Raw genomic sequence first — 12,309 nt, 5'->3', positions numbered from 1 at the left:
AATGAAATTTTTATTATTTTTTTAACAATACGATGGGAAGTATACGGACATCAGGTGGCTTATCAATCCCGGATGCTGTGTCTGCCCGGGATTCAGAAAAAGATAGCGCAGTGAGGGAGATACTGCGCAGGTCGTGATAGGTATACACTGATTCAGATGATTAACTACGCAATAAATCAGGGATTATCACTGAGCAGGCTCTCCAGTACCATTGCGCCCGCACCCTGTGAAACAATCTCGTAGGAATCAAATGCGGCGACTATCCGGGTATCGATTTGCGGAAATCCGGCGAGTTTTTGCGCCACTGTTTTTTGCACAGTGGCAAAAAACGTATGTTTTGGCGTGAGCGTTCCGCCGCAGACCACGACATCGGGCTGAAAAGAGAGAATGATATTGGCGATCGCCTGCCCGTAATAGTAAGCCGCTTCTTCCAGTGCTTCGGTACAGAGGGGATCAGCCAGTTCAATCGCTTTAAAAATCACATGATAATCAATTTCCTGTTCATCACTGACCAGTGTGGTAATGACTGATGGTTTACCGCGCCGCAGATGCTGAATTACCGTGTTGCGGATAGCCTCCATTGAGCCGTATTGGTTAAGACAACCAAAGGTGCCACATTCACAGGCGCGTCCGCGAAGGTCGAGCGTCATATGACCAAACGCATTTTCTGTACCGGGCGGCATAAAACGGATGGGTTCACTGAGAATGGTACTGCTGCGGATCTCCGCATCACAGGTGGTGAAAAACAGGCGGCGGCTCTGTTTGTGACGCAGGCGGTATTCCGCAAGGGCAGCAAAATTGACACCACTGCCGATAGTGACCGGACATCCGGTCCGGGTTTCCGCCATTTCTTTCAGGTGCGGGATCAGATATTCATTTACTGCCTGCCGGTCACTGCCCGCAGGCAGAGTATAGTCTGCGGCAATACCGATGCCGGCTAAATCGCCGGTGGTGAGATGGTGTTCTTCCAGCAGAGTCTGCAACCGTGTGAGCAATTTCTCCAGCAATACCTGCGGGGTTTCCTGTCCGGTCGCCTTGATTTTACAGGTTGCCAGCACATCAAGTCTGAAATTTTGCAGCACAATGGTGGAGTAAATATTACTGATTTCAATACCGGCGAGACGGCCTTTGTCCGGATTGACACTGTAAAGGATAGGTTTGCGCCCGCCGGTAGATTGCCCGAGTTCCCCGGCAGAGATAAGGCCGAGTCTGATAAGTTCATCGAGCAGCCGGGCGCAGGTTGCGGCGTTCATATTGGCTTTTTCTGACAGCGTGTCCGCGCGGACAGGTCCGTCATTGAGGATAATTTGCCAGAGTGCTTTCAGTTTGCGGGTTTTGGAATTTTTGGATGACCGAAACTCACTGAGTATGCCGGATAGCGCCATAAGCCCGAATCTCCTTCTTTTACGGGTCACACCTGTTTCATCATTATAAGTGAAATCTTTTTCTCATATTGAGAAGAAGATCGTATTTCCATGTTTACATCTGATCTACAATCGCACCATATACTTCACTTATAGTTACATGCCGGACTAATTCAGGAGATAAATAATGCATCTCACAGCCGATATTGCAGAGAGCAAGGCGTTTGTTGAAGCACAGATAACCATCAAACCGACTATCGGGATCATTTTAGGATCCGGTCTGGGACCGTTTGCCGATATTCTGGAAAACGCAGTGCGTATCCCGTATAACGATATCCCGCATTTTGCCAGTTCTTCCGCCGTCGGTCATGCCAATGAGCTGGTTATCGGCACACTGGGTGGTCAGAATGTGGTGGCGATGAAAGGGCGCTTCCATTATTACGAAGGCGTTTCACTTGATCAGGTGACTTTTCCTGTTCGTCTGATGAAAGCGCTGGGTGTGGAAAAACTGATTATTACCAATGCCTGTGGTGCAGTAAATACAGGTTTTCAGCCGGGCGACCTGATGCTGATTACGGATCATCTTAACCTGACTGCAAATAATCCGCTGATCGGGCCGAATAATCCGGACCTGGGTGTGCGTTTCCTGGATGTCAGTCAGGTATACAGTAAAAACCTGCGCGGGATAGCGAAAGACGTTGCTGCTGAGCAGGGCGTGACACTGCGTGAAGGGGTTTATGCCTGGTGGACAGGTCCGGTATATGAAACACCGGCTGAAATCCGCATGATCCGCACGCTGGGCGCAGATGCGGTTGGAATGTCGACTGTACCGGAAGCCCTGGTTGCGCGCCATGCCGGTATCGAAACCCTGGGTATTTCCTGCCTGACTAACATGGCGTGCGGAATTCTGGATCAACCGCTGAGTCATGATGAAGTGATTGAAACTGCTGAACGGGTAAAAGGGACATTCCTGAAACTGGTCACAGAGATTATTACCCGTTTCTGAATGGTGTTCACTGGCCGCCCTGACATCATGGGACGTTGGCGGCCTTTTCCCTCTTTATCTCAGCGGAGATACCCATGGATATCAGAATCAGACTGAAAGCGATGTTGTTCCTCCAGTATTTTATCTGGGGCGCCTGGCTTATCACCCTCGGCGCATACATGATAAAAACCCTGAATTTTACCGGCGCAGATGTGGGCTGGATTTACAGCACCAAAGGGCTGGCTGCGATTATCATGCCCGGTCTGGTGGGCATTATTGCGGATAAATTTATTCCGGCAAACCGGCTCTATGGTTTGTGTCATCTGATCTGCGCGGGCGCACTTTTTTATGCCGCAACCGTCACCGATGTACATGTATTGTTCTGGGTAATGCTGATTAATGCGATGGCATTTATGCCGACGATTGCGCTGTCAAATTCCGTCAGTTATGCAAGCCTGCAAAAATATAATCTGGATTCAGTGTCGCATTTCCCTGCTATCCGCGTGTTCGGAACCATCGGTTTTATCGCAGCGATGTGGACAGTCAGTCTGATGAAGTTTGAACTGAGTAATACTCAGCTGTATATCGCGGCGGGGGCATCTCTGCTGCTGGCGGTTTACTCTCTGACTCTGCCGGCGATTCCGGTGGTGAAACAGACGGGTAATACGACCTGGGCACAGCGTTACGGGCTGGATGCCTTTGTGCTGTTTAAACAGCCGACAATGGCTGTTTTCTTTCTGTTTGCCATGTTGCTGGGTGCGGTACTGCAAATCACCAATACGTTCGGCAGTCCGTTTCTGCATGATTTTGCGCGTATTCCGGAATATCAGGATTCGCTGGTGGTACAGTATCCGTCCATTCTGCTTTCTGTCTCTCAGATGGCGGAAGTCGTGTTTATCCTTGCCATTCCGTTCTTTCTCAAGCGCTACGGTATTAAAAAAGTCATGCTGATCAGTATGGTGGCATGGACACTGCGTTTCGGACTGTTTGCCTTTGGTGAACCGGTATCAATCGGTTTCTTCTTCCTCGTGCTGTCCATGATTGTGTATGGCTGCGCATTTGATTTCTTCAACGTGTCCGGTTCGATTTTTATTGAACAGACCGTCAGCTCAAAAATCCGCGCCAGTGCGCAGGGGCTGTTTATGATGATGGTCAACGGCGTGGGGGCTTATGCGGGGGCGATTATCAGCGGTATGGTTGTCGATATGTTTACAGTTGATGGTGTGAAAGACTGGCAGTCAATCTGGCTGATTTTCTCTTCCTATACTGTTGTGCTGGCGGTTATTTTCCAGTTTACGTTCCATTATGATCACCGGACTGCAAAGCCTGCCTCTGTTTGAAGCGAATTAACGGTAACATAAAAACCAGCCGCGCCGGGAATGGCGCGGCTGGTTATTTTTTTTAATGCAGCGCGAGCTTCAGCGCTTCTTCTTTCAGATCAAGCTCCTGTATCAGATGAACATAGGTATGCTCATTGATATTTTTACTTTTACGCAACTGTTTCAGCGCTTCCCGCTCTGCGCGCAGGGCAATCAGAGACATGCGCCGCTCCATGCGGATAACATTGTGCCAGTCAAAATTCGCGGTTTTCTCATCACCGTCACTGTCCAGGTGGCGACCGTAGATCTCCAGTAAGTGAGTCCCTACTTCAGTGCGCAGTGTCATTTCATCTATATCTTCCAGCGGCTCTGCCATTTGCAGCCGCAGGTTATTCATGGCCGCTTCATTCAGTGTAAAGCGGGCATTTAACTCATCATTATTATGCGGTAAGTCTGTACTCAGCCCTTTTGTCAGGATTGGCAGGGCGACGGCGGCGATCACCAGCGAGAACAGAATCACGCCCATGGCGAGGAAGATGGCAAGGTCGCGGTGCGGGAACGGTGTGCCGTCATTAAGCAGCAGCGGCAGCGTCAGAATACCGGCAAGTGTAATGGCACCACGGACACCGGCTGTTGCCATAATCGCCATCAGGCGCAGATGTGGCATTGTCTGCTCGTTACCTTTACGGCGCTGATGGAAAACCGTCAGGGTCATGGAGATCCATACCCAGGAAAAACGCAGCAGCGCCAGTCCGACAGTAATAATCACCACATACGCCAGGAGCATCCACGGCTCTGCGGCACCGGCATCCGCCGCCACTTCAGGAATTGAACGCCACATTGCCGGTAACTGTTCACCCAGCAGAATAAAAATCATCCCGTTCAGTGCGACCTGCACCGTATCCCAGACCGCTTTGCTCTGCATGCGGGTGGCAGACTGCATACGCCCGACAATCCGCTCATAGTGCATGGCAATACCGGCAGCGACTGCTGCGAGGATCCCGGAGACACCCAGGTGCTCAGCTGCCAGATAAGAAACAAACGGGATCATCAGGCTGATCATTATCTGGATAGCCGGGTCTTCCCCCGTTCGTTTTACCAGGAACTGGTTTACTTTGCCGACAATCAGGGCAATTAACAGCCCGGCAATAATACCGCCGAGTGCAACAAGAACGAATTTACCGGTGGCCTCCGGCAGGGAAAATGTTCCGGTCAGTGCCGCGGTAACGGCAAAACTGAAACAGACCAGCCCACTGGCATCATTAAACAGGGATTCCCCTTCAAGAATGTGCGCCATACGGGAAGGCAGCGGGGCATTAACGGTCATTGCCGCAACGGATACCGGGTCTGTCGGTGAGAGGATCGCTGCCAGTGCAAACGCAACCGCCAGGGAAATGGCAGGTATCAGCCAGTGAATAAATAATCCCATGCCGACGACGGTGACAAAAACCAGCCCGATAGCCAGGGAGAAAATAGGTTTGATATCACTGAACAGGGCTTCTTTCGGAATACGCCAGCCATCCAGAAACAGCAGCGGCGGAATAAACAGGAACAGGAACAGGTGCGGATCAAACGCCACATCAAAGCCGAACAGTGATAACCCGGCACCAATTGCAATCTGAATAAAAGGTAACGGAATTTTATCACCCAACAGACGGGAGATAAAAACACTGGCAATAACCGCCAGCAAAAAAAACGAGAATTAGTGTAACGACAGACATAGGCAGTTTTTATCCTTACAGGATCCTGATACAGAGCCACAGATTTCGGGCAGGCAGATTATACGATTGACAGTAGAAATAAAGCAGAGAAAGCCGCAATTGTAAAATTATTGTGTATCAAAAGATTAACAGAAATTTCTGTTTCATGACGTTACATTAAAAAGTGATGAATGTCTCATTTTGTGTTTTGTGTCATTGTGTGTTCATGAGCCAAACCTTGGCAGCGTGCATGCCGCTTACCTTTTTCGGTTTTACCCTGTCAAAAAACACCATTTCTATGCATGTTTTCGTTATTAATATGCATTTTAAGGCTATCCTGTAATAATAAAATAGATTAGATAATATTAAGTCGGCATTAATAAAAATAAAATAAAACAATACTTTTAATAGAAAGGATTGGATCGTTTTTTTTAATCAAAATAAGAAATTCTATATTTTATATAGTGTTATTGATTTAATATTTACAACCGATTAGTTACATGTGTTAAAAATTAGTTACTAATAATAAATGCTACCAGATTAACGCATTTTTTTAATAAGAATTAACGCATTATTTATTCATTAAAGATATGGATGATTAATTCAATTCATTAAAAATCAATCAGTTATATATTCCTCACTTTGTGTGAACATTAGATTTTCTCCTTGTTCAGTATCTAAATTTGTTTTGTAGCGCATTACACAGCTTAAATTAGTTATTAATGCTAATTGAAGCGATTCAGTCAGGACTTTAAGTCTGATAATGACGTTGATTTTGGATTAAAATTTTACTAATTCAAAACTTGCGCCAGATCAATTCTAAAGGTGTGACCGTATATGTTAGAGTATTTCCAAGTTAAGTTACTTACATCCAAATATATCAAAATATAACTATCTAAATATAACTATACCCAACGTCATTCAAGTTGCAGGAAGGCGGCAAGGGAAAATAGACGGGGAGCATAGATAAACTATGTGACCCGGCTATTTGAGCGCAGCTAACGAACCTGCAGTTTGAATGAATAAGGGTATAAATTCATTATTGAGACGACGAGAATATACTCCATGAAAAAAATTAATGTCATTACCGCTATTATTTTTGCTGCTATTTCTTCCGGTGCTGTAGCGGGTGATGGTAAAATTACGTTTAAAGGTGAAGTGGTAAAACAAAGCTGTGTAGTTGAAGGTTCTGATAAAAATAAAACGGTTACATTACCGAAAGTCAGCGCTAATGCACTGCAAACTGCCGGTGATACAACAGGCACAACACCTTTTACCATTCAATTATCAAAATGTGCCGCAGCAGAAACAGTAACAGATGTTGGTTTAAGTTTTGTCGGCCCGAACATTGACTTAGCCACGAAAACGCTGAATACCGCGGGTGTGGGTACAACAACCGCGAAAAACGTCAATATCGCGTTGTACAACCAGAATGATCAGCTTATTAAACTGGGTATGGATAAAGATAATCAAAATGTTGGTTTTACCAAATTAGCAGAAGGTAATATTCAGTTAAACTATGTTGCCAAGTATTACGCGCTGGGTATTTCTGAGCCCGGTTTAGTAGAATCTAACGTTGATTTCGAAATTATTTATAAATAATATTCATACCCAACGTCATTCAAGATGCAGGAAGGCGGCAAGGGAAGATAGACTGGGAGCATAGTAAACTATGTGACCCGGCTGGCTGAGAGTAGCCAACGAACCTGCAGTTTGAATGAATAAGGGTATATTTATAAAATATAATGGAAATAGGCCGGTGAATTTGTTCTAATCACCCTGTTTCCATTTTCTGTTTTTTTGTCTTTAACTCATCATTATCCGAGTATATAAAACACGTATGATTAAAAAGATGATAGCTGTCTTTCTGTCGTTAGTGGCTATTCCGGCGACAGCCAGTATTGTGATAACCGGTACCCGGTTTGTATATCCTTCAGATGATAAGGAAATATCCATTAATGTTGAAAACAGCGGTGAAAAAACAGCACTGAGCCAGGTATGGCTGACAACAGGTTTCTCCGAAAAAAGAACAGATAAAGAAGTCTCAAAGGCAGATATTGAGGACACTCCGTTTGTTGTGCTGCCGCCATTATTTAAAATCAAGCCGGGTAATGTCCAGACAGTCCGTATTCTGTATACCGGTGAGCCGCTTGCAACCGATCGTGAAAGTGTTTTTACACTGAATGTTCTTGATGTCCCGCCTAAAAGTAAAAACATTGAAAACAGCTTGCAAATATCTGTTTTATCTAAATTTAAATTCTTTTACCGGCCTTCGGCTATTGCCGGTGATTACAATACAGCGGTTGATAAGATTGACTGGACAATAACAAAACAAGGTTCAGATATTTGGTTGTCAGCGAAAAATAACAGCGCCTTCTATATTACCCTTGATAAAGCCAGGGTTATTACCGGCGGGCAGGAATATGACGTACAGTCAGGTTTAGCCATGATGTCACCTTTCGGCGGAATAACTAAGGCAAAAATTAGCCGGTTAAATACCGTTCCGGGTCAGTCTGCGGAAATTAAATTTAGTTATATTAATGATTCAGGCGGCAGTTCAGATTCGGTTAAAATAGTAAATTAAGGTTATTGGGCTAATTTCATGAAAGGGTTTAATTATCTGCCGGTTATTTTATTCTCGGTCATGCTGCCGTGCAGCATGGTATTGGCTGACGATAATGACGACGATGATTATGAATTTAACCCTGCATTTATTAAAAATTACGCAGTTAGTGACGATGTCGATTTACGTGTGCTGGCGACTGATAATGATCAGATGCCGGGATTATACAGCACGGATGTTTATATTAATGAACAGCACATCGGTCAGTTTCTCATTAAGCTTGAGAGTAAAGATGAGAAATTACAGCTTTGTTTAACACCTGAATTAATTGATTCCATGGGATTAACCGATTCACTTGTTCAGCTGTATCATAAGAAATATGAAACTCAGGATGAAAATAGCTGCTCTTCTTTATCAGACCTGATACCCGAATCATTTTTCGAATTTATTTTCAATAAACAGCAACTTTCTGTTTCTGTTCCGCAACGCGATTTACTTAAACCAGTCCCGCCGGAAAGTAATCCGAACAATTGGGATGAAGGTAATTCCGTCATATTCAGTAATTATTTTTATAACCGCTATACCACCCGTGCGGAAGGTTATGAAAATACCGCCGATTCATTGACATTAAACTCAGGTGTGAATTTTTATAAATGGCGTCTGCGCCATGACAGTCAGATTAATGATGATAAATATTCAGCGGTAATGACCTGGCTTGAGCGGGATATTGATAGTGTCAGAGGAAAACTGACACTCGGTGATTTTTATTCCGGCTCTGTGTTTTCTAATGGCAGTTCATTGCGCGGTGTCAGATTACGCAATGATAACAGCATGTTATCCAGTCGTGAAACCGGTTTTGCGCCGATTATTCAGGGAATAGCCAAAACACAGTCGCAGGTAAAAGTGTACCTTGCGGACTCCGGCACAGAGATTTACAGCACAGTTGTTCCCGCGGGACCTTTTGAAATAAGTGATCTGCTGCCGCTCTATTATTCGGGTGATTTGCGTGTTGATATTATCGGCGCCGGTGGTGACGTACAAAAGATGAACATTCCGGTTCAGAGCGGGCTGGCATTTACCCGCCCGGGAAAATTAGACTTTGATATTGGTGTGGGTAAATTACGTTACCGGAATAGTGTCTTTGGTGATCCGGTAACAGATGCGTCACTGCGCTATGGTATTAATAACCGGATATCGGCTTCTCTGGGAACGGTGGTCAGTAATGATTATTTATCCGGCGCGGCAGGTATGACGATAAATACACCCGTCGGGGCATTTAATGGTGAAGTTATTCATGCAAAAGCCCAACTGAAAGACACGGATAAAACCCTTGAAGGGAGCTCCTATAAACTCAGTTACAGCAAATCATTTGCGGCAACCGAAACCTATATAAACCTGTCTTCTATACAGTTTGATTCTAAGAACTACATCAGTGTTTATAACGCGATGCAGATAAATGATGCGCATTATCAATATGATGATCAGCAGCAAAATAATGCGTATAAACTGAAAACCCAATATACATTATCAATGAGCCAGCGCCTGCCTTATAACACCGGCAGTATCAGTATGAGTGGTTCAACGGCGGATTACTGGAACAGCAGCGCAAGCAGCAAACAATATACACTCTCTTATTCGGCAACGGTTTTTGATGCCGGTGTTATTGCGTCATTACAAAAAACAGATAACCAATATAATAAAGATACCCTTTTTTCACTGTCACTGAGTATCCCGCTTTCTGTCGGTGACAGCACCTATCTGACCAGTAATTATCTCTCTTCAGACAGTACCCGCAATATTGGTGCCGGTGTCAGCGGACGGCTGAATGAAAATCTCGATTATTCATTATCTGCCGGACAGGACAGATATGACGGTGAAGCAAACCGGTATGCAACGGCCGGAGCGCGTTATAAAACATCATTTGCGGATTTTTCTTCGGATTACAGCCATTATCCTGACGCCAAAACATTGAGTCTGAGTGCTTCCGGGGCAATAGTCGGTCACAGCGGAGGACTTTTGTTCTCCAATACGCTGGGAAGTTCATTCGCTGTTATTAAGGCGGAAGGTGTTGAAAATGCGCAGGTTATTGGAGCGGATACAACAACTAACAGCGCCGGTTATGCTATCCAGCCGAATTTAGTGCCTTACCGGAAGAATTTAATCGGCGTGGAAACCAAAGATCTGGGGCAGAATTACACCATTGAAGAATCAAAGAGAATGGTTATCCCGCGCTCCGGCAGTGCGGTGTTTGTGACGCTGGATACCCGGATTGGTGCGCCGGTCGTCCTGAAAGCCACGGATGAACAGGGGCATGCATTGTCCCTTGGCGCCACCGTCTATAGTAATGATAATACGCCACTTACGTTTGTCGGACAGGGCGGGAAAATCTTCCTGAATCTGAATGAGAAACTGACAAAGATTCTGGTGGATACCAATTCGGCTGATGGTGGTCAGTGTGAGGTAGATCTGAATGCAATTAATCAGAAATACCTTATGAATGATAAAGTTTCAGTTGTCACAGTGACCTGCGGGGTGATTGATCATGAGAATTAACTGTTTGTTTTCCCTGTTATTGATGATTACCAGCATGCAGGTATCAGCATTCAGCACCATTACCGATATTAAGGGGCACGTTGCCCCTGTCTGGCGGGGAGCGACAAATATTCGTGCCACTATCGGCGTATTTAACTCCGGCAGCTACGAATTTGGTGAGCCTATCCGTGATACCAGCGGACGATTAATTGAAACCGAATATATTCCGCATTTTCATACAAGTTATTCATCGCCCAGGTTTAAGTGTACAAAAGGTGAAACGTACCGTGCATCAGTGACTGCGGAAGGAATTGGTACTGTTCTGGGCGAGAAAGACGGCTATGCCATTATTCAGTCAAATGTGCCGGGAGTGGGTTACCGGCTGGATATCGGCGGTGCATTTTCAGGGACTTATGTTAATCCGGCTATCACCAGGTACAGTAAGATAAGCACAACCGGCGCATCAGACATTGATATCAGTTGTACCGCGACGGCTCAGTTCGCACTGGGCGTTAAAGTGACACTGGTCAGAACCAATGAACAGCCGGATGACAATAACGGACTCGCTTATCTGCCGGTGAATGTTAATTCACCTTATCCTGTTGCTATTTCAATATATAACCGCAGCGGAGCCATTGAGTTGGACGGACGCTGGACGATTCCGCTGAAAAAAGTCAGCAATATTTCTGTCAAATATCTGAAAGAGTCCTGCCGTTACCGCTTTTCCAACCGGGAGCAACTTCTCAGCCTCGGCAAAGTCAGTTCTGCTCAGTTTTCCGGAACAGGCAGTACCGCCTATGGTGATAATGGTCCGCAGAGTGTGGATGTGTATATTGATTGCGCGGGGACGAATATTATCCGTAATATCCGTGCATCTGTTTTTGAAGCTATTGCCGGAAATGAAGCATCAGGGGCATTGCGGCGTCAGGGGGTTTTGCTTAATAATCTGACCGGACAAAATGCAGCAAAAGGTGTCGGTGTTCAGGTGTTAATTGATAATAATATCAAGCCGCTCGGTACGGATGCGCCGGTTTATATTAATGACGACACTCAGTGGGATGTGGAAAACAGCTATGAGGTAATCAGAGGTGTTTATCATTTTTCTGTCAGTGGTCGCTATTATCAGGTTGCACCTGAAATTCGTGAAGGTAAACTTCAGACTACTGCCGGATTTACACTGATATACCGGTAAAACCATTGACTTGCCGGGTTTGGCAGCGTGATACAGCGCTGAAAATTACAGGTATAATCCCACCCATTATTCAACCGGTTCAGAAACGAAAACGAAAAAGAAACGAAAATGACAAAACTCACCTTACAAGAGCAGATGCTGAAAGCCGGGCTGGTAACCAGCAAAAAGGTAGCTAAAGTTCAGAGAACAGCTAAAAAATCACGGGTTCAGGCACGTGAAGCAAGAGAGGCTGTGGAAGAAAACAAAAAAGTACAATCTGAGCGCGATAAACAGTTGAGCGACCAGCAAAAACAAGCCGCGTTATCTAAAGAATATAAAGCGCAGGTAAAACAGCTTATTGAAATGAACAGAATCGCTATTTCAAAAGGCGATATCAGTTTTAACTTCACCGATAATAATGTTATTAAAAAAGCGATTGTGGATAAGATTACTCAGACGCAGCTGATCAGTGGTCGTCTCGCCATTGCCCGTTTAGTTATTGATAACAGCGACGTGAATGAATACGCGATTATCCCCGCGAGTGTTGCTGATAAAATTATGCAGCGGGATGCGGACAGTATTGTATTAAATAATGCACTTAGCCGGGAAGCGGAAGATGAAGACGATCCGTATGCTGATTTTAAAGTGCCTGATGATTTGATGTGGTAATGGCGT

Annotated in this window: 8 protein-coding genes and 1 pseudogene; 7 read left to right on the top strand and 2 right to left on the bottom strand. The window is 45.2% G+C overall.

Annotated features, from left to right (window positions below; all coding sequences use genetic code 11):
* Positions 1–176: 176 nt before the first annotated feature.
* Positions 177–1,385 carry an ROK family protein gene (locus AYY16_RS13665; protein WP_067367636.1) on the bottom strand — a complete coding sequence of 403 codons (1,209 nt, stop codon included), beginning with the start codon at positions 1,383–1,385 and terminating at the stop codon, positions 177–179.
* A gap of 166 nt (positions 1,386–1,551) precedes the next feature.
* On the opposite strand from AYY16_RS13665, the gene AYY16_RS13660 reads away from it, so the two are divergent.
* Positions 1,552–2,370, top strand: a complete 819-nt coding sequence (locus tag AYY16_RS13660) for a purine-nucleoside phosphorylase (protein WP_067367633.1) — start codon at positions 1,552–1,554, stop codon at positions 2,368–2,370.
* A gap of 74 nt (positions 2,371–2,444) precedes the next feature.
* Positions 2,445–3,689: a nucleoside permease gene (locus AYY16_RS13655; RefSeq protein WP_067367630.1), complete on the top strand. Its 1,245-nt coding sequence runs from the start codon at positions 2,445–2,447 to the stop codon at positions 3,687–3,689.
* Between the two features lie 61 nt (positions 3,690–3,750).
* Here the strand turns inward: AYY16_RS13655 and AYY16_RS13650 are convergent.
* Positions 3,751–5,389: pseudogene (locus AYY16_RS13650) on the bottom strand (Na+/H+ antiporter).
* 1,044 nt (positions 5,390–6,433) lie between these two features.
* Here AYY16_RS13650 and AYY16_RS13645 point away from each other — a divergent pair.
* The 5 genes from AYY16_RS13645 (at position 6,434) to AYY16_RS13625 (ending at position 12,303) form a co-directional block, all read left to right on the top strand.
* On the top strand, positions 6,434–6,970 hold the full coding sequence (locus tag AYY16_RS13645; RefSeq protein WP_067367627.1) for a fimbrial protein: 537 nt from the start codon (positions 6,434–6,436) through the stop codon (positions 6,968–6,970).
* 250 nt (positions 6,971–7,220) lie between these two features.
* Positions 7,221–7,952 (top strand): fimbrial biogenesis chaperone, encoded by a 732-nt coding sequence (locus AYY16_RS13640; protein ID WP_162271060.1) that lies wholly within the window; start codon positions 7,221–7,223, stop codon positions 7,950–7,952.
* A gap of 18 nt (positions 7,953–7,970) precedes the next feature.
* Positions 7,971–10,484: a fimbria/pilus outer membrane usher protein gene (locus AYY16_RS13635; protein ID WP_067367621.1), complete on the top strand. Its 2,514-nt coding sequence runs from the start codon at positions 7,971–7,973 to the stop codon at positions 10,482–10,484.
* Positions 10,474–11,655, top strand: coding sequence for a fimbrial protein (locus tag AYY16_RS13630; protein WP_067367619.1), 1,182 nt, complete (start codon positions 10,474–10,476; stop codon positions 11,653–11,655). Before AYY16_RS13635 ends, AYY16_RS13630 begins: the two co-directional genes overlap by 11 nt.
* A 108-nt stretch (positions 11,656–11,763) precedes the next feature.
* On the top strand, positions 11,764–12,303 hold the full coding sequence (locus AYY16_RS13625; RefSeq protein ID WP_067367617.1) for a DUF2058 domain-containing protein: 540 nt from the start codon (positions 11,764–11,766) through the stop codon (positions 12,301–12,303).
* Positions 12,304–12,309 lie beyond the last annotated feature (6 nt).

It is taken from the genome of Morganella psychrotolerans, from assembly GCF_001676155.1.
GTDB classification, from domain to species: Bacteria; Pseudomonadota; Gammaproteobacteria; order Enterobacterales; family Enterobacteriaceae; genus Morganella; species Morganella psychrotolerans.
Note: the sequence above shows the minus strand (reverse complement) of the source record. Positions and strands in the feature narration are given on the sequence as shown.

Coding starts and splice junctions, on each gene's coding strand:
- AYY16_RS13665 (WP_067367636.1), bottom strand. CDS start 1,385: ATGGCGCTATCCGGCATACTCAGTGAGTTTCGGTCATCCAAAAATTCC.
- AYY16_RS13660 (WP_067367633.1), top strand. CDS start 1,552: ATGCATCTCACAGCCGATATTGCAGAGAGCAAGGCGTTTGTTGAAGCA.
- AYY16_RS13655 (WP_067367630.1), top strand. CDS start 2,445: ATGGATATCAGAATCAGACTGAAAGCGATGTTGTTCCTCCAGTATTTT.
- AYY16_RS13645 (WP_067367627.1), top strand. CDS start 6,434: ATGAAAAAAATTAATGTCATTACCGCTATTATTTTTGCTGCTATTTCT.
- AYY16_RS13640 (WP_162271060.1), top strand. CDS start 7,221: ATGATAGCTGTCTTTCTGTCGTTAGTGGCTATTCCGGCGACAGCCAGT.
- AYY16_RS13635 (WP_067367621.1), top strand. CDS start 7,971: ATGAAAGGGTTTAATTATCTGCCGGTTATTTTATTCTCGGTCATGCTG.
- AYY16_RS13630 (WP_067367619.1), top strand. CDS start 10,474: ATGAGAATTAACTGTTTGTTTTCCCTGTTATTGATGATTACCAGCATG.
- AYY16_RS13625 (WP_067367617.1), top strand. CDS start 11,764: ATGACAAAACTCACCTTACAAGAGCAGATGCTGAAAGCCGGGCTGGTA.